A 17,977-nucleotide genomic window follows, 5' to 3' on the forward strand; every position below is an offset into this window, starting at 1 on the left:
TGCGCTGGAGAGCCTGGGGGAGGAACGTGTTGTGCCATTGGAATGGCCATTCGTAGCGAGAGCGGCTGAGATCGAGCTCGCTCTCGAAGCCGTCGAGGGTTCCTCGTTCAGTGGAGTGGTCTTCACAGGGGAGGCCGGTGTCGGCAAGAGCGCGCTGGCGCGCCAGGTTGGCGAACGGCTCGGCGGGCGGGGAATGCAGACCCACTTTGTTCTTGCCACTCAGACCTCCCGCGATGTGCCGCTTGCCGCTTTCGCCGGCATCGTGCGGATCCCGAGCGCCCTCGAGCCGATTGGCCTGCTCGCCGCGGCCCACGAGGCGCTCGACGATGTTCACGACCTGCTGCTTGTCGTCGACGACGCCCATCTGCTCGACCCGCTTTCGGCGATCGTCGTCCATCAGCTCGCGGTGCGCGGATCTGCGACGCTGATCGTCACCATGCGCGCGGGAGTCGAGGTGCCAGACGCCATAACCGCGCTGTGGAAGGACCACTATCTGCGCCGCATCGACGTAGGTGCGCTGTCGCGTGAAGAGACCGAACGGTTGATAATCGAGGTGCTCGGTGGCCCGGTGTCCGGCACGCTTGTCGACCAGCTTCATGAACTGTCGTCGGGCAATCCACTGCTGCTGCGCAGCCTGCTGGACACCGCAAGTGACGACGGATTGCTCACCGACGACACCGGTTGGTGGCGACTGACCCAGATGCCGCGGCTGGGCTCCGACGTCGAGCAACTATTCGACGCGAGGGTGCGCGGCCTGCCGCCGGCGGAGCGGGAAGTCCTCGAAATCATCTCGGCTGCCGAGGTATTGGACTGGGATGCGCTGCGTACCATGTGCGATGCCGACGCGATCAGCGATGCGGAACGACGCGCGGTCATTGAGGTGATCAACGATCCGCAACGCGTGCGTGTCCAGGTGGCCCATCCGGCGCTGGCCGACGTGGTGCGCAAACGGTGCGGGGCAGCACGGCTACGGCAGATCAATACCACTCTGGCACAGCACTTCTGGGCACTGATCAACAACGATGATGACGGCGGCGCGGCCAGAGATCCGCGACTGGTCATCGAGTATGCGCGTTTGATGATGAACAGTGACGCGACGCCGGACGTCAGCCTGGTGACCGATGCCGCCGAAAGCGCGATGGCGATGTCGAGTCTGGCGCTGGCTGAGCAGCTGGCGCGGTCCGCCTACGACAACGGCGGCGGTTTGCGCGCCGCCATCCCACTCGCCGACGCCCTGGCTTGGCAGGGTCGCAATCACGAGGCTGAAGAACTGCTGGCGGCCTTCGATCCGCGCGATGAGGTCATGCTCGTTCGGTGGGGCTGCTTACGGGCAACCAACTTGTTCTTCGGGTGCGGTCAACGTGCGATGGCTGAAGAGGTGTTGGGTACCGTCCGGTCCCGCGTCACGCTGACCGTTCTGCGCAGCTACGCCCTGGCGGTTGAGGCTTCGATCGCGTACTTCTCCGGTGACCTCGATGCCGCTGCGGCCGCCAGTTCCGCCGTCATCGCCGACCCCGAGGCGATGCCGATGGCGGTGTTGTGGGCAGCAGTACCGGCTGCGGCCGTGGCCAACTTTCGCGGTAGGCCGGACGATGTTGCCGCGGCGGCCAGCCGAGGCCACGATGCGGCGCGGCACTGCGCGTCTGGACCTCAGCGGTACGCCATCTCACTCACGGAGACGTTGTCGGCGCTCAACCAAGGCGACATTGTCTCGGCCCTGGGGATCGTGGAGCGGCAGCGACACCAGACCTATGGCGCGCCTCACGCCGAGGCCATCGTCGCGGCGATGGCCGGGCGGGTCGAGCTCGCGGCCGGCAACGCCCAGGCTGCCAGTGACTGGCTGCAGCGGGCGCTGTCGGCCATGGTGTCGACGCTGTCCGGCGGGTGGGTGAATCTGGTGGCGACGTGGGCCGTGCAGGCCGAGGTGCTGCGCGGTGATTCAGCAGCAGCAGCGCGGGCATTGCGCACGGCTGAGGCTAGTTGGGCGCCCGCAGTCGAGGTGTTCCGGCCGCTTCTCGAAGTGGCCAGGGCCTACCTGAGTGCGGCCTCCGGCGATTTCGCAGCGGCACACACCTACGTCGGCCGTTCTGCGGATGCCGCTGCCCGCTCGGGGATGATCGTCGGCGAGTTGGAGGCGCTGCACACCGGGCTGCGGTTCGGTATGGCCCCTGATGTCTCCCGCTTCAAAGCGCTTGCCGAACAATTGAATAGCCCGGTCGCTGAGCTCGCCGCCGCGCACGCCAAGGCGGTTGCCGCTCACGATGGGGTAGGCCTCGACCGGGTGGCCGGAGGTTGGGAATCACTGCGGATGAGGGCGCACGCGGCAGACACCTTCGCTGCCGCGGCAGTCGCACACCGGCGCGCGGGTGCTCGTCTGCTGGCAATGCAATCCTCGACACGAGCTCATTGGCTGGTGAGCACTTCCGGGCTACACACTCCGGCGACTGCGGTCACTGGAATGCCACTGCCATTGAGCGACCGGGAGCGGGAGATCGCAGCTCTGGTTGCCGACGGGCTGTCAAACCGACAGATCGCCGACCGACTGGTGGTGTCGGTTCGTACTGTGGAGGGACACCTCTACCGCGTTTACAACAAGCTTGGTATCAACGATCGCGAGCAGCTCGTCGGTCTGATCCGCACTGTCGATCCGGATGCACCTGCAACCGGCGGTTACTAGTGTGGCGCCGTCACGCGCACAAGGAGTGACAAAGCGTCATGACACGCGAAACGCACTGTGCCGGTGCTATTTCCAGCGAAACGTTGGCTTCGCCGCAGCGTTCTTCGATGCACTCGAGCGCTGAAATCCCAGCGCAGTCAAAGAATGTCACCCGGGTCATGTCCAGAGTGAGGTGTCGGCAGTTACCCGCACGGCGGAAAACGTAGGCGGTGAATTCACGGGCGGTGGACATGTCGACGTCGCCAACCGCGGTGACGCGAACGTCAGTGGTGTTGGACCATTCTGCAAAGAGTTGCAGTCGGTCTGTAGGCGGGTCAACGGTCGAATTAGACGTGATCAAATGCATCGAATGGCTCCAATGAGCACTAGGAGGAAATAACAAGTGTGTGTGGGACGCGCCCGAAAGGCTCGCATTGCGGGTGCAACATGCACCGCTCGCCTGCGACGAATACCGAGGCTGGAAATTCAACCTGCTTCGACCCTACACCCGACGGCACGCCACGGCCTAGCTTGGCGAATACCAGCTGTTGAGGCGGTCGGGGGCAATCAGATCCCAAGGCTGCCGGCAACAGTGCCGGCCTTGTCGGGAAACTGTCAGCAGGGCATGTCGGCCGGGGTGTAGTACGGCACCCCGTTGCCGGTCAGACACGGCGGGCGCCCGGCTGCGGCTTGAGCTGCCGCATCGTCGGGCGAGGCGACCGGCGGTACCACTCCGGGGCTCAGCTCGATGCCGGGACCGACCATCACATCCGGGCTGACGGCGACGCATCCCGTGGCGTCCTGCGCCGCAGCCGCTGCGCCGCAATCGTCGGCCCGAGCCGGCGAGGGTGCCACCACCAGTGCCGCAGCCACCACCACGACGGCGAAAAGTGTCTTCATCGGACTGTTTTTACCCGCCCGGGACCGTGCTGAGGCGGGTTTCGGCCGCATTGGGCCGGCTCGCGTCGGCCGCCCGCACGGCGCCCTCGCGCACATGGGGGAGCCCGGACTGCGAAATGTAATGGTGGCCAGGCAGAGTCGACGCCCCAGAGGGCTCGGCCACACCACGATTGCTGATCCGTCAATTCGGGTACGAAATCTGCATGGCACTGAAAACACTCTCTTTGACATCAGTTCTGTTCTCCGGTGCGGCAGCTGCCGCGATCGCGGTCGCCCCACTCGCTGCCGCCGATCCCGCGCCGGGCTGCGTCAACCCTGACGGCAGCCCCTGCCCGGTCGCCACCGCCGGCCCGAATGGCGCGTCCGGCGTCATTCCCGGTGGTCCGGGCGGCGTGGCAGGCCCGGGTGGTGCGTCCGGTGCGATCCCGAATGGTCCCGTCGGCGCAGCCGGTCCCGACGGCGCCAGCGGATCGATTCCCTATGGCCCCGGCGGTACCGCGGACCGTGGCGGCGCCAGCGGCGGGATCCCGAACGGTCCCAGCGGCTCGGCCGGGCCCGGCGGGGCCACCGGATGCATCCCGTACGTGGGTTGCGCCTCCGTCGGCTAATTGAATCTGGCTAGCTCCAACGGTTTTCGCTGACGAATTCGGCGAGTGGACGCCCGAACGTCCACTCGTCGAGTTCGAGCGCCGGACGATCGGGGAAATCGGGCACCGGGCCGAGGCACAGCACGGCCACCGCCTCACCGCCGGCCGGAATCCCCAGCAGCTCGCCAAGTTGCTGCGGATCGAAAATGGATACCCAGCCCATTCCGAGGCCCTCGGCTCGCGCTGCCAACCACAGGTTCTGGATCGCGCACGACACCGAAGCCAGGTCCATATGCGGCATCGTGCGGCGCCCGAAGACGTGGCTCTCGCGGCCTTCGTCGAGCGCCACCACCAGCAATTCGGCGCAATCCAGGATGCCTTCCACCTTGAGCGCGAGGAATTCTTCTGCCCGGGCACCCAGGGCCGTGGCGGTATGCCTGCGCTCTTCATCGACCAGAGCATGGATCTTGTGCCGCAACCCCGTGTCGGTGATGCGCAGGAACCGCCAGGGCTGCATCAGGCCGACGCTGGGGGCGGCGTGTGCGGCCGCCAGCAACCGGGCCAGTACCGCATCGGGTACCGACGCCTCTGGGGTGAACCGGCGCATGTCCCGGCGCTGGTGAATGACGCGGTAGACGGCCCGGCGCTCGGCGTCGGTGAACGCGTGCTCGGTCACCGGGTCATCCTAAGAGGCACGGTGCGATAACGACCGGCGCGGTGCGACGGTTCGATTGGGTTCGCGGTGGTTACTCTAGGGATCCCGGAGCGGCAGTGGCGCCGTCCCGAGCGAGGAGGGGGCCATGTCAGCGTCCCGGACGGCCGTCAAAAACGGTGTCGACCTGCCGCCGAGCCGGACGGTTGAGGTGAGGGCCGCCGACGGCACCCGCCTGCACACCGAGGTCTTCGGCCCCGACGACGGCTACCCGATCGTGCTGGCGCACGGCATCACCTGCGCACTGCGGGTCTGGCATCAGCAGATCAACGATCTGTCCCGCGACTGCCGGGTGATCGCATACGACCACCGCGGGCATGGCCGCAGCGGGGTACCCCGCCGGTCCGGCTACAGCCTCGGCCACCTGGCCGGGGACCTCGACTCGGTACTGACGGCGACCCTGCGTCCGGGCGAACGAGCGGTGATCGCCGGGCATTCGATGGGCGGTATCGCGATCAGTTCCTGGGCCGACCGCTACCGGCACCGCGTTGCCCAGCGTGCCGACGCAGTCGCGCTGATCAACACCACCACCGGCGACCTGCTGAAAGAGATCAACCTGCTGCGGGTGCCCGCGCTGCTGGCCGCCGGCCGATCCCTCGCCGCACGCCACCTGATCAGGACATTCGGCGGGGCGCCGCTGGTGCGAGGCGCCCAGCCCGGCAGCCGCTGGTTCGTCACGATGATGGCCGTCGGTGCGGGCGCCGATCCCGCGATCGGCAAGCTGGTTCACGACCTGTTCGCCGAGACCCCGGCCGGTGGCCGCGGTGCGTGGGCGCGGGTGCTTGTCGACGAGATGAATGCCCGACACATCGACCTCACCGGTTTGACGGTGCCCACGCTGGTGATCGGCAGCACCGAGGACCGGCTGTTGCCGATGTGCCAGTCCCGCAAGATCGCCGACGCTGTTCCGAACCTGGTCGACCTGGTCGAGACGCCGGGCGGACACTGCGCGATCCTGGAGCATCCCGACGTCGTGAATGGGCATCTTCGGACGCTGGTCTCAGCTGTGACCGAGCAGCGCATCAGTTCCTAAGCGCCGCAACGACTTCCGCTGCCGCGCGTCGGCCTGACCGCACCGCGCCGTCCAGGAAGCCGGTCCATTCGTCGGCGGTCTCCGTGCCCGCCCAATGCAGCGGTCCAACCGGTTCGCGCAGCAGGTGGCCGAACTCCGTCCAGGCGCCCGGCGGAACCGCCGCCGTCGGGCCGCCAGGTGCGAAAGTCTCTGCGCCCCAGCAGTGGTCGAGGTAATCGATGGGGTTCTCGGCGTCCGGGCCGAACAACGCCGAGAAACAGGCCAGTGCGTGCTTGCGGCGCTCCTCGGCGCCGAGTGCGTCGAATCCGCGGGAGTCGGCGAACCCGAGCAGGATTCCCGGGCCGTCGTCGCCGGGGCTGACGTCGAACGTGATGAACACCGGCCCTTCGTCGGACAGCGCCTGCCCGGACAGGTCCTTGTCGCGCCAGAACGGCCGTGGATAGGCGGCGTACGCCTTGCTCAGGGCACCCTGCGGCCAGCTTTGGGCCAGCTGCTGGTAGCCGATCGGGGGTGGCGGGGCGATGTCGATGTTCAGCCGGTGCGCCGGCGGGATCGCCACGATGACACGTCGCGCCTCGACGACGCCGGCCGACGACGTGACCGCAACCGCGGCATCGGACCACTCGATTCGGGTGGCTATCGCATTGAGCCGGACGCGATCACCCAGTTCGGCGGCCATCGCGTCGGCGATCTGCTGTGTGCCGCCGGGGAAGTGGTCCTGCTGGGCGCCGCCGACCACGTCGAGCATGCGGTCCAAACCCCCGGCCGCCTTGACGTAGCGCACCGCATGCAGCATCGACACCTCGTCGGGCTCGGCACCCCAGGTGACCCGCGACATGATGGCCATCAGGTCGTGCGAGGACGCGGTCGCGCCCACCGAGCGCAACCAGCCGCCCAGCGACGTGGCGTCGAGCTGCGTGGCCTTGGCCGATGTCCAGGGTCGGGCGACGTCGATGCCGCGGCCCAGCCGCTCGACCTGCCATTGGATCCGGCCGATGTCGAGCAGGCCGATCAGCGACAGCTTGGGGATCGTGCCGCGGTAGGACCGCACCTTGCCGCGCCACCGGATGAGATTGGCGCCGTCGTGGTAGGTGGGGGAGGTGCGACACCCGAGTTCGGTGGCCAGCGCGAGCACCGCGTCCTGGGTGGGGCCCACGAAGGTGCCGCCGAGGTCGACGGGCACACCGGCCAGCGATGCGGTGCTCGAGCGTCCGCCGACGCGGTCGCGGCCCTCCAGCACCAGCACCTCGTGCCCGTGTTTGACCAGTTCACGTGCGGCTGCCAGGCCTGCGAAGCCCGCGCCGATCACCACTACGTCGTAACCCGCCACCCCACCAGTGTTGCCTGTCCCTTTCGCCCAAACCAACGTTTGGCCGCGAAAAGGCGAGTGGTGGCCTGCAGAACGTCGACTTCGGCGACTACCGGGCCAGCTCGTCGACGATCTCGGCCAGCGTCAGAACTTTCACGGTGTGGTTACGGCGCGACCGTCAGCCAGTCGGCGAAGCCCGACGGGTCGTGGCGGCCCAGCGCGCCGTGTTCGAACAAGCCCCAGCCCTCGGCCGACGTGGTGCCGTCGTGGCACACCGCGCGCCCGACGTGGTCGATCACACCGAACGCGGAGCGTCCGATGATGGCCGGATCGGTCATGTCATAGGTGAGCCGCTCGGCGAACTTCTCGCCCTTCCACACGCCGTGGATCCAATCCGAGTCGCCGCCGTAGCCGCCGCCGACGTGGATCGGGACCGGCAGCTTCGACTCGACGTCAAAACGGAGCAACGCACCCGTGGAATCAGTGGCCTCGATCGTCGCGCCGGTCGGAATGCGGGTGCCGGAGCGGTAGTGGATCTTGACCCGTGGCCAGCCCAGCTGCTCGACCCGTCCGTCGCGCCAGATCCGCGTGCAGTCGTTCAGCGAGCGGAAGCCGTCGGGCGCCTCCTGGATGATGATGACGATCGCGTAGTCGTCAAAGGCCATCGGGACATACAGCCACCACATGCCCTCGAACGGCGGGTCGGCCGGGCGACCGGCGGGCTCGGCCTCACCGATCGGACGGATACCCCACGACCGGTCGCGGCTGCCGATCCACACCGACGGGTCGACGGCGATCTCCTCGCCATCGATGACGATATGTCCTGCCCAGGAACCCAATTGGGCGAACCGCTGCGCGTCCAGCGTCACCCGGTTGCCCTGACGCATGATGTGCGGCTGCTCCTGAACGACCGGGAACAACCCCTCCCAGGTGAGGTCGACGGCCATGCCCTCGGTCTCGTCCATGACGATCCGCACCTTCTGCAGCGGATCGATCACCTCGACGCGGTAACCGTTGCAGTGCTGGTTGAGCCGGTCCTGGTCGATCGCGTCGGACACGTGGACCGCGGTCTGCGTGTCACCCCGCCGTACGAGTACGTAGGCATCCTTGACCCCGAGATTGGGGTAGTAGCCGATGCCGGTGATCAAGAAGATTTCCCCGGTGCGGTCGTGGGCGTTGAAATAGCTGCGGTCGTAGAAGTTTCGGTCCGAGGAGTTCGGCCAGGCGATGGGCAGCGGCGCCTGGTGGACGGGGTATTCGTCGAGCGGTCCGAGCATTGGCGGCTATGCCTCCTCAATGAGCCGGCGCAGCAGCCCGGCGTGGTAGAACGTCGACTCGACATCCTCTGGCTTTTCGATCTCGCCGAAGTGCACGCGGCGCGCACCGGTGCGCATGAACACACAGCACCAGATCACCCCGGAGTAGACGTAGAACCAGCGCAGGTCGCCGAGTTCGACGCCGGTCAGCTTCTGGTAGGTGGCGCGAACGTCCTCTTCGCGCATCACGTTCGGCAGGCCGGGCATCCCGGCCAGGCCTGCGAGTTCCTGGAACACCATGTGCGCGAAGATGATCCACGCCACGTCGAGCTCGCGTGGACCCAGCGTCGCCATCTCCCAGTCCAGCACCGCGACCGGCCGGAAGTCTTCGTAGAGCACGTTGCCGACCCGCGAGTCGCCCCATGCCAGCACTGTCTCGCCGGCCGCGACATCGGCGGGGAAGTTGTCTTCCAGCCACGTCAGCGCGGTCTCGACCAGCGGCGAGCGGCCGATATCGGGTACCGCGAACTCGTACCAGCCCTTGAGCCAGTTCAATTGGCGACGCAGTGGGGTGTCGCCCTCGGGCACGGCTTCGGCGAGGAAACCAAATGTGTCGGCAGCGTTGGGAATCGAGTGCAGCTTGGCCAACACCTCGACCGTCGCGTCCTGCAGAGCGCGCTGCTGCTCGGCCGGTGCGTCGGCAAACCAGTTGTCGCCGAACGTATACGGCATCACGTCGGGCGGGACGGTGCCGTCGACGTGGTCCATCAGGAAGAAGGGGGCGCCGAGCACCGTGCCCGTCGGGTCGATCCAGCGCACCTTCGGCACCGGCACATCGGTCAGTTCGTCGACCAGCCGGATGACCTCGAACTGATGGTCCATCCGGTAGGTGATGAAGACCGGGACGTCTTCGGTGGTGGGTGCCACCCGGGCGACCCACTTCTGCTCGACCCGTTTGCCGTCCTGCACCCAGCGGCCGGTCAGGATGATCGTCTCCGACGACATGCCGTTGGAGTCGATGCCGCTTTCGACGGTCACCTCCGGCTTCACGCCGCCGGGCATGACGGTCGACAGCCATTCCGACAGCAGCGCGGGAACGGTGCTGACGTCACGACCGGAACGTTGTAACCGCTCGACGTCGGTCTCCACAGACGGTTGGTTGGTCACCTTTGTCCTCTCCAACCCTATTACGATACGGTGGGTAGCGTTATGAAAGCAGACCCGTCTTCGCTTGACAAGACCGTGGTCCCGGGGAGGCCCCGCGATCCGCGTATCGACGCTGCCATACTGCGTGCCACCGCGGAGCTCCTTGTCGAAATCGGTTATCCGAATCTGACTTTGGCGGCTGTCGCCGAGCGGGCGGGCACGACGAAGACGGCGCTGTACCGTCGCTGGTCGAGCAAGGCCGAGTTGGTCCATGAGGCGGCGTTCCCGACCGCGCCGACGGCGTTGAGCACGCCGGCCGGCGACATTTCAGCCGATGTCCGCGCGATGCTCTCGGCCACTCGCGACGTGTTCACCAGCCCGGTGGTGCGCGCCGCGCTGCCCGGGCTGATCGCGGACATGAGCGCCGACGCGGCGCTGAACGCCCGGGTGATGTCCCGGTTCACCGAATTGTTCGCCGCGGTTCGGGATCGCCTGACCGAAGCGGTGCACTGCCGCGAAGTGCACGCCGACGTCGAGCCGGAACGCCTCATCGAACTGATCGGTGGTGCGACGATGATGCGGTTACTTTTGAGCCCAGACGACGTTCTCGACGAGAGCTGGGTGGACCAGACCGCGGCCATCCTGGTCCACGGGGTGGCGCTATGACTTCAGGAGTGCGATGACCGGACGACTTGCCGGCCGAACCGCCATCGTCACCGGCGCGAGCCGTGGGCTCGGCCGCGCGACGGCCCTGGCGCTGGCCGCCGAGGGCGCCGCGGTGGCGGTGGTGGCGCGAACCCAACAGCAGTGGGACGACCGGCTGCCGGGCACCATCGGCGACACCGTCGCGGCCATCGAATCCGCCGGCGGACAGGCCGTGGCGATTGCCGCCGACCTGCTCGATCGTGACGACCTTCCCCGCCTGGTCGACGAAACCCGGGCAGCGTTGGGGCCCATCACGATTCTGGTGAACAACGCCGCGTTCACCGCACCGGGACGTCCGCCCAAGCCGGACGCCGCGCCGCGGGTGCCGAAGCCCACGAGCGCGCCGGCGGCTTCCAACGCCGAATGGCCCGGCTTCGTGACGATTCCGTTCACTGCCTATCGACGGCATTTCGAGATCGGTGTGTTCGCCTCCTACGAGCTGATGCAGCTGGTGTGCCCCGACATGTTCGCCGCCGGTATCGGCTCGATCATCAACGTCACGTCGGTGGCATCCCGGGTGCCCGGTGACGGTCCGTACCACAACTTCACCGGCGGGGTGCTGCCCGGCTACGGCGGAGCCAAGGCCGCGCTGGAGCACCTGACCTGGTGCGCGGCCTACGATCTGCAGCGGCACAACATCGCGGTCAACGCGCTGGCCCCGTCGCGGCCGATCCCGACACCGGGCCTGTCCTATTACCGCAATGAATTCGCGAGCGTGTCGCCCGAGGACGAGTTCGCCCGTGCCGCAGTCGAACTGGCCCTCGTCGACCCGAACGTCGTCACGGGCCGCACCATCGGCCATCTCGAAGCGCTCGACGGCAGTTTCGCGCCGTTCACCAACACTGAGTCCGCGCTGGGTTAGCGGGGAACGACGCTGATGCCGCGGCTACTTCAGGTGCGGGCCCAGTAACTGGCTCCACGCGTGGCTCAGCTTGTCCCATTCGTCGTCGCACAGCTCGGCCCGGCTCTGCGGTAAATGGCCGTCGCCGACCAGGTCGCCGTTGGCGGCCGGGTTCGACCCGTAGAGCCAGCATTCCATGTTGAAGGCCCTGACCTTGTTCGGCGAATGGCCACCGGCGAGGTCGGTGTCATCGAGTTCACCGGCGGCCTCGGCGTAGCCCTGGAATTCGCGGGCCGAGTCTTTGATGGCTTGCACATTGGCCGGGTCCACCTTGCCGTCCGGCCCCGGCGTCAACAAGATGTAGGCCGAAAGCTGGTCGGCGACATCCTCTTCGCGGCCGGTGATGGGCAGGTCGTACAGGCTGATCACCATGTGACCGAGCTCGTGGTAGAAGGTGGCGATCTCACCGTTGACCGTGGACGCCCTCGGGTCGGCGTCACCGGCTTTGGTGTAGATCTCCAGACCCTCCGTCGCCTCCTCGTAGCAGAGCGTCACCGAGTTGTCGCCCGGATCCCACCACGCGTTGGCCGTGTCGCACTGCTTACCGACCAACTGGATGTCGTGCGGCAGTTTGAGTGTGTTGTTGACGCTGTTCGAGAGATGGTTCAGGAGGTCGGCCTGCTTTTGGATATCGCGGCCGGTCTTGGCCTCCGGCGAGGTGGCCTCGTCGTACCTCGGAATCATCGAGCCCGGCGAATCGTCATTGCCTGCCTCGGATGGCTCGCCCGGGTGGCCCGACTGCGCCGGGCTCGCCTCGGCCGTCGAGGGACTGGCGGTGGACTCGTGAAGCTGATCGGGATGTGATCCCGCGCTGCCGCACCCGCTGAGCAGTACCACCAAGCCGAGGAGAGCCGCACCGGAGCGACCGCAGTCTGTCACAGGGAGTATTGAATCACTCACACGCCGAAATCGACGTTCTGCTGCGATTTACTCGCACATTCGCTGCGGAGTGTCGGTTTGGGCGAGAGCTACATCTGCCGCTTGTTGCGCTCGGCGACCTCACGCTGACGCGCGGCCAACTCCTCAATGCTGACATGGGCGTCGGCGGCCACCGCTCGTTCCGCCTTCAACGCAGGCCCGGTGACCGCCGCCGTCCCGGTGCGGTAGATCTCCTTGAGACCCGACATGGTGGGGGAGGGCACTTCCGCGATCTGGCCGGCGAGGTCGAGCGCACGCGGCAGAAGGTGTTCGTGGGCAACGACTTCGGTGACCAGTCCGATCTTCTCGGCCCGCTGGGCGTCGACCACCTCGCCGGTCATCGACAGCCGACGCGCCATCGCGGATCCGACCAGCCGCGGCAGCCGCGCCGTCATCCCACCGCCCGGCAGGATTCCGACCCGGGCGTGGGTGTCGGCGAAAACCGCACGCTCCGAGGCGATCAGGAAGTCGCACGCCAGCGCGATCTCCAAACCACCGGTGAACGTCGCACCGTTGATCGCCCCGACGACCGGCTTGCTCAGCTCGACGATCGCGTTCATGCAATTCATCTTGTCGAACCGCCCGAAATAGTCCATGCCCAGGCTCTGCGCCTGTTTGAGGTCGACACCGGCGCAGAACGCCGGATCGGCGCCGGTGAGCACCACGGCACGCACTGAGTCGTCGGCGTCGGCCGCACCGAGTGCGGCATAGAGCGCCTCGAACAACTCGGTGCTCAACGCATTGCGCACCTCGGGGCGGTTCATCGTCAAAACCCGCACTGCGCCGCGGTCATCGCTGAGAAGAATCATCAGTTCAGGAATCTAGCCGCATGGTCGACGAGATCGAGCAGCGGCTGGGGCAGCGCACCGAGCGCGAACGTGATGGCCGCGGTCACGGTGATGGTCGCGACGCTCAACGAGCTGGGCGTGACGACCTCCGGGGGGTCCTGCGGCGGGTCGGTGAAGAACATCAGCACGATCACCCGTACGTAGAAGTACGCGGCGATCGCGGAGGCGATCACGCCCACCACCACCAGCGGGATCGCGCCGCCCTGCCCGGCCGCCTTGAACACCGCGAACTTGCTGACGAATCCGCTGGTCAGCGGTATACCGGCGAACGCGAGCAAGAACAGTGAAAACACCACGCCGACAAGGGGATAGCGTCGTCCCAGCCCCGCCCAGCGGGACATGTCGGCTTCCTCGGCCCCGGTCGCGTCGCGGACCACGCTCACCACGGCGAAGGCACCCAGGGTGGAGAACCCGTAGGCGAAGAGATAGAACAGCGTGGCCGACAGCCCTGGCGGGTTCGCGGCGATCACCCCGGTCAGGATGAAACCCGCATGCGCCACAGCCGAATACGCGAGCATGCGCTTGACGTCGGTCTGGGTCACCGCGGTGATGGTGCCGACGACCATGGTGAGGATCGCCACCGCCCACAGGACGGGCCGCCATTCGTGGTTGAGGCCGGGCAGCGCGACGTAGAAGATCCGCAACATCGCGCCGAAGGCAGCCACCTTGGTGGCAGCCGCCATGAACGCGGTGATCGGGGTGGGGGCGCCCTGGTAGACGTCGGGTATCCAGGAGTGGAACGGCACCGCGCCGACCTTGAACAGCACACCGACGGCGACCAGGGCCGTGCCGATCAGCGCCAGGGTCGAGTTGTCGGTATTGGCAGCGATGGCGCGCGCGATGCCGGGCAGGCTCAAGGTGCCCGAGTAGCCGTACAGCAGGGCGATGCCGTACAGGAAGAACGCCGACGAGAACGCGCCCAGCAGAAAGTACTTCAGCGCCGATTCCTGGGACAGCAGCCGCCGGCGGCGAGCCAGCCCGCACATCAGGTACAGCGGCAGCGAGAACACTTCCAGCGCCACGAACATTGTCAACAGGTCGTTGGCCGCCGGGAACAGCATCATCCCGGCCACCGCGAACATGGTCAGCGGGAACACCTCGGTCTGTACCAGCGCCGCCTTGGTGGCGATCTTCTCCGCGACGCTGCCCGGCACCGTTGACGCATCGGGGGTGAAAGCGTCCAACGTGGCTGAGCTGTCCTCGAATTCGGCCGGCGTGCGGCGTTCGGCGATCAACAACACGCCGAGCACACCGATCAGCAGGATGGTGCCCTGCAGGAACAGCGCGGGAGCGTCGACCGCGACGGCGCCGACCACCGCGGACTGACCCACCCCGTGCAGATCGCGGGCCAGCAGAACCACGGCGACGAACGCGGCCACCAGGCCCGCCAGGCTCAGGGTGACTTGGGTTGGGTAGCGGCTCTTGCGGGGCGCGAATGCCTCGACCAGCACCCCCGCGACGGCTACGCCGAGGACGATCAACATCGGCGCGACTTGGCTGTATTCGATGCTGGGCGCGTTCATGGGCGGGCCCCTTGCGCTGGGGATGAGCGCTCGCGCGAAGACAATGCGGCCTCCGTCGGCGCCGGGTCGGGTTCATGAATCGATGTCAGTGTTGCGGTCACCGCGGGATTGATGACATCCAGCGCGATCTTCGGGTACACCCCGAGGCCGATCAACAGCGCGATCAGCGGTGCCACCACGAGCAGTTCCCGTGGCCGCAGATCCCGCACGCGGTCGGTTCCATCGGTGACGGGACCGGTCATCATCCGCTGATAGAGCCACAGGATGTAGATCGCCGAGAGCACCAGCGCCACCGACGCGATGACGGCGAAAGTCGGGTAGCGGGTGAATGTGCCGATGAGGACCAGGAATTCACTGATGAACGGCGCCAGGCCCGGCAGCGACAGCGTCGCCAGGCCCGCCACCAGGAACGTGCCCGCCAGCACGGGTGCGACTTTCTGGACTCCGCCGTAATCGGCGATGAGGCGGCTGCCGCGGCGGCTGACCAGGAACCCGGCGATCAAGAACAGTGCGGCCGTGGAGATTCCGTGGTTGACCATGTACAGCGTGGAGCCGGCCTGACCCTGGCTGGTCATCACGAATATGCCGAGGATGATGAAGCCGAAGTGGCTGATCGAGGTGTAGGCGATCAGCCGCATGACGTCAGTCTGACCGATCGCCAGGACGGCCCCGTAGACGATGCCGATCACGGCCAGGGCGATGATGACCGGGCGGAAATACGTTGCGGAATCGGGGAACAGCGGCAGGCAGTACCGCAGCATGCCGAACGTGCCGACCTTGTCCATCACGGCCATCATCAATACCGCCGATGCGGGCGTGGCCTGGACGGCGGCGTCGGGCAGCCACCGGTGGAACGGCCACAGCGGAGCTTTCACCGCGAAAGCGAACATGAACCCGAGGAACAACGCGTTGGCGATGCCGGGGCTCATGGTGAACTTCCCGGTGGCCACGGCGTCGGCGATCGCGCGGAAGTCGAATGTTCCCGCCTCGAACGCCTTGCTGGCGGAGGTCACCACGTAGAGACCGATCACCGCGGCCAGCATGATCAACCCGCCGAACAGGTTGTACAGCAGGAACTTCACCGCGGCTTTGGATCTTTCCTCGCCGCCGAAGCCGCCGATCAGGAAGTACATCGGGATCAGCATGGCCTCGAAGAACACATAGAACAGCAGGATGTCCAGGGCGACCAGCGACATCATCACCATGCCCTCGACGGCGAGGATCAGTGCGATGTAGCTGTGCGATGCGCGGCCGGACAACCCCGGTCGGTCGTCGGCGTCGTTCCAGCCGGCGATCAGCAGGATCGGCACCAGCACGGCGGTGAGCACCACCAGAGCCAGGGCGATCCCGTCGAGGCCGAGGATGTAGCCGGTGCCGAATGACGGTATCCACGGGTGATTTTCGACGAACTGGAATTGTTGACCGGTCGGATCGAACCGCACCGCGAGCACCAGCGACAGCGCCAGAACCGCGAGGGACACCACCACACCGGCGTACTTCGCGAACTGCCGCAGCGAGGCAGGCAGCAGGATGATGATGGCCGCGCCGATGACCGGGATGGCCCACAGAATGGTCAGCCAGGGAATCATGCCACTCACCTCCACGCCGTGAAGAGGACTGCGGCGACCACCAGCGCCGTACCGGCCAACATGGACAACGCATAGGAGCGGGCATACCCGGTCTGCACCTGGCGCAGGCGGTCCGAGAACCGGCCGACCACGAATGCCAGCCCCTGCGTCACCCCATCGACGCCCTTCTCATCCATGGCGACAAGGCCTTTGGTGAGTTCCTGGCCGGTGCGCATGAACGCGGCCTCGTTGAACGCGTCACCGTAGAGGTCGTTGCGCGCCGCGACGGTCAACGCGGAAACGTCCAGTGGCGCGGACTCGGGAACCTTGTGGTTCGCGTACTGCCGGTACGCCACCGCGATGCCGATCGCGACGACACCCAAGGCGGTGACGGTGACGATCCAGGCCGGAAAGACGTGTGTGGCCTCGTGATGGCCGACCACGGGTTCGAGCCAGCGCTCCAGGGTGTTGCCGACGGCGAGCAGCGCCCCGGCGCCGACCGAGCCGACCGCGAGGACGACCATCGGTGCCGTCATCGAGACGGGGGACTCGTGCGGGTGGGTGTTGGGTTTCCAGCGCCGCTGCCCGAAGAACGTCAGCAGCATCACCCGGGTCATGTAGAACGCGGTGATCCCGGCGCCGAGGAGGGCGGCGCCGCCGAGGAGCAATCCTTCGAGTCCACCGGTGTTGAGGGCGGTTTCGATGATCGCGTCTTTGGAGAAGTACCCGGCGAACGGTGGGACACCGATGATGGCGAGATACCCCAGCCCGAAGGTGACGAAGGTGACGGGCAGCAGCGTCCGCAGGCCGCCGAAGCGACGCATGTCGGTTTCGCCGTCCATCGCGTGCATGACCGAGCCGGCGCCGAGGAACAGGCCGGCTTTGAAGAAGCCGTGGGTGAGCAGATGCATGATGGCCACCGCATAGCCGGCAGGGCCGAGTCCGGCGGCGAGCACCATGTAGCCGATCTGACTCATGGTGGAGGCGGCGAGAGCCTTTTTGATGTCGTCTTTGGCGCAGCCGATGATCGCCCCGAACAACAGGGTCACCGCCCCCACGGTGACGACGGCGGTCTGCGCGGCGGGCGCGGCGGTGAAGATCGGGCCGGAGCGGACGATCAGATAGACACCGGCGGTGACCATCGTGGCGGCGTGGATCAGGGCGGACACCGGGGTGGGGCCCTCCATGGCGTCACCGAGCCAGGACTGCAGCGGCACCTGCGCGCTCTTGCCGCACGCCCCCAGCAGCAGCAGCAGACCGACGGCGGTCAACACACCCGATGTCATCTGCGGAACCGCGCTGAACACCGTGCTGAAGGTGACCGAGCCCAGCGTGGCGAACAAGACCATCAACGCGATCGCCAGACCCATGTCGCCGACCCGGTTGACCACGAACGCCTTCTTCGCCGCGGTGGCCGCACTCGGCTTGTACGACCAGAACCCGATCAGCAGGTACGACGCCAGACCCACACCCTCCCAACCCATGTAGAGACCGAGGTAGTTGTCGGCGAGCACCAGCAACAACATCGCGGCGACGAACAGGTTGAGGTAGGCGAAAAACCGCCGGCGGCCGGGATCGGTTTTCATGTAGCCGATCGAGTAGATGTGGATCAGCGCCCCGACGCCGGTGATCAACAGCACGAAGCACATGGACAACGCATCGAGTTGCAGGCCGAAGTCCACCCGCAGGACTCCGACCGGCACCCAGGAGAACAGCACCTCGTGCACGGCCCGGTCTTCACCGGGCAGACCGAGTAGGTGGGTGAACAACACCGCGCCGCAGGCGAACGCGCCGATCACCGCGGCGCAGCCCAGAAGATGCCCCCACGCGTCGGTGGCCTTACCGCCCAGCAGCAGGATCACCGCGCCGGCCAAGGGCAGGGCGATGGTCAATAGGAGGAAGGTCTGCATGGCGG

16 protein-coding genes are annotated in these 17,977 nt (G+C 66.9%); 5 read left to right on the top strand and 11 right to left on the bottom strand.

Translation table 11 applies throughout. The features are described from left to right. Positions 1–31 precede the first annotated feature (31 nt). The gene (locus CRM90_RS13500) at positions 32–2,677 is read left to right on the top strand and encodes a LuxR C-terminal-related transcriptional regulator (RefSeq protein ID WP_142391368.1); all 2,646 of its coding nucleotides are present in this window, start codon (positions 32–34) and stop codon (positions 2,675–2,677) included. A 10-nt stretch (positions 2,678–2,687) separates the two neighbouring features. Here CRM90_RS13500 and CRM90_RS31450 read toward each other — a convergent pair whose 3' ends face one another. Both CRM90_RS31450 and CRM90_RS13510 read right to left on the bottom strand, forming a co-directional pair. Continuing rightward, complete coding sequence (locus tag CRM90_RS31450) at positions 2,688–3,023, bottom strand: STAS domain-containing protein (RefSeq protein WP_102807461.1); 336 nt, start codon at positions 3,021–3,023, stop codon at positions 2,688–2,690. Between the two features lie 248 nt (positions 3,024–3,271). Then, a complete protein-coding gene (locus CRM90_RS13510; RefSeq protein ID WP_102807462.1) occupies positions 3,272–3,556 on the bottom strand; it encodes a hypothetical protein in 285 nt (94 codons plus the stop codon). Between the two features lie 203 nt (positions 3,557–3,759). On the opposite strand from CRM90_RS13510, the gene CRM90_RS13515 reads away from it, so the two are divergent. After that, entirely contained in the window at positions 3,760–4,164 is a 405-nt protein-coding gene (locus CRM90_RS13515) for a hypothetical protein (RefSeq protein WP_102807574.1), read from the top strand. A 10-nt stretch (positions 4,165–4,174) separates the two neighbouring features. Here the strand turns inward: CRM90_RS13515 and bluB are convergent, their stop codons facing one another. Next, positions 4,175–4,819, bottom strand: a complete 645-nt coding sequence (bluB, locus tag CRM90_RS13520; RefSeq protein WP_102807463.1) for a 5,6-dimethylbenzimidazole synthase — start codon at positions 4,817–4,819, stop codon at positions 4,175–4,177. Between the two features lie 124 nt (positions 4,820–4,943). On the opposite strand from bluB, the gene CRM90_RS13525 reads away from it, so the two are divergent. Continuing rightward, complete coding sequence (locus CRM90_RS13525) at positions 4,944–5,888, top strand: alpha/beta fold hydrolase (protein WP_102807464.1); 945 nt, start codon at positions 4,944–4,946, stop codon at positions 5,886–5,888. Here the strand turns inward: CRM90_RS13525 and CRM90_RS13530 are convergent. The 3 genes from CRM90_RS13530 to CRM90_RS13540 form a co-directional block, all read right to left on the bottom strand. Next, positions 5,878–7,218, bottom strand: a complete 1,341-nt coding sequence (locus CRM90_RS13530; protein WP_102807465.1) for a flavin monoamine oxidase family protein — start codon at positions 7,216–7,218, stop codon at positions 5,878–5,880. The two genes, CRM90_RS13525 and CRM90_RS13530, sit on opposite strands and share 11 nt — an antisense overlap. A 143-nt stretch (positions 7,219–7,361) precedes the next feature. Further along, complete coding sequence (locus CRM90_RS13535) at positions 7,362–8,474, bottom strand: Rv3169 family protein (RefSeq protein WP_102807466.1); 1,113 nt, start codon at positions 8,472–8,474, stop codon at positions 7,362–7,364. A gap of 6 nt (positions 8,475–8,480) precedes the next feature. Further along, on the bottom strand, positions 8,481–9,620 hold the full coding sequence (locus CRM90_RS13540) for a phosphotransferase family protein (protein WP_102807467.1): 1,140 nt from the start codon (positions 9,618–9,620) through the stop codon (positions 8,481–8,483). 42 nt (positions 9,621–9,662) lie between these two features. On the opposite strand from CRM90_RS13540, the gene CRM90_RS13545 reads away from it, so the two are divergent. Both CRM90_RS13545 and CRM90_RS13550 read left to right on the top strand, forming a co-directional pair. Next, positions 9,663–10,265 carry a TetR/AcrR family transcriptional regulator C-terminal ligand-binding domain-containing protein gene (locus tag CRM90_RS13545; protein WP_102807468.1) on the top strand — a complete coding sequence of 201 codons (603 nt, stop codon included), beginning with the start codon at positions 9,663–9,665 and terminating at the stop codon, positions 10,263–10,265. Positions 10,266–10,278: 13 nt separating this feature from the next. Then, on the top strand, positions 10,279–11,166 hold the full coding sequence (locus CRM90_RS13550) for an SDR family NAD(P)-dependent oxidoreductase (protein ID WP_102807469.1): 888 nt from the start codon (positions 10,279–10,281) through the stop codon (positions 11,164–11,166). A 24-nt stretch (positions 11,167–11,190) separates the two neighbouring features. Here the strand turns inward: CRM90_RS13550 and CRM90_RS13555 are convergent, their stop codons facing one another. The 5 genes from CRM90_RS13555 to nuoL form a co-directional block, all read right to left on the bottom strand. Next, positions 11,191–12,084 (bottom strand): DUF4344 domain-containing metallopeptidase, encoded by an 894-nt coding sequence (locus CRM90_RS13555; protein ID WP_233209308.1) that lies wholly within the window; start codon positions 12,082–12,084, stop codon positions 11,191–11,193. Positions 12,085–12,173: 89 nt separating this feature from the next. Continuing rightward, a complete protein-coding gene (locus CRM90_RS13560) occupies positions 12,174–12,932 on the bottom strand; it encodes an enoyl-CoA hydratase (RefSeq protein ID WP_199189891.1) in 759 nt (252 codons plus the stop codon). Then, positions 12,932–14,494 (bottom strand): NADH-quinone oxidoreductase subunit NuoN, encoded by a 1,563-nt coding sequence (gene nuoN / locus CRM90_RS13565; protein ID WP_102807471.1) that lies wholly within the window; start codon positions 14,492–14,494, stop codon positions 12,932–12,934. Before nuoN ends, CRM90_RS13560 begins: the two co-directional genes overlap by 1 nt. Further along, a complete protein-coding gene (locus CRM90_RS13570; protein WP_102807576.1) occupies positions 14,491–16,083 on the bottom strand; it encodes an NADH-quinone oxidoreductase subunit M in 1,593 nt (530 codons plus the stop codon). Before CRM90_RS13570 ends, nuoN begins: the two co-directional genes overlap by 4 nt. Before the next feature lie 5 nt (positions 16,084–16,088). Beyond that, positions 16,089–17,972, bottom strand: coding sequence for an NADH-quinone oxidoreductase subunit L (gene nuoL / locus CRM90_RS13575; protein ID WP_102807577.1), 1,884 nt, complete (start codon positions 17,970–17,972; stop codon positions 16,089–16,091). Positions 17,973–17,977 lie beyond the last annotated feature (5 nt).

Origin of the sequence: Mycobacterium sp. ENV421, from assembly GCF_002887815.1 — a bacterium.
Taxonomy (GTDB): Bacteria; Actinomycetota; Actinomycetes; order Mycobacteriales; family Mycobacteriaceae; genus Mycobacterium.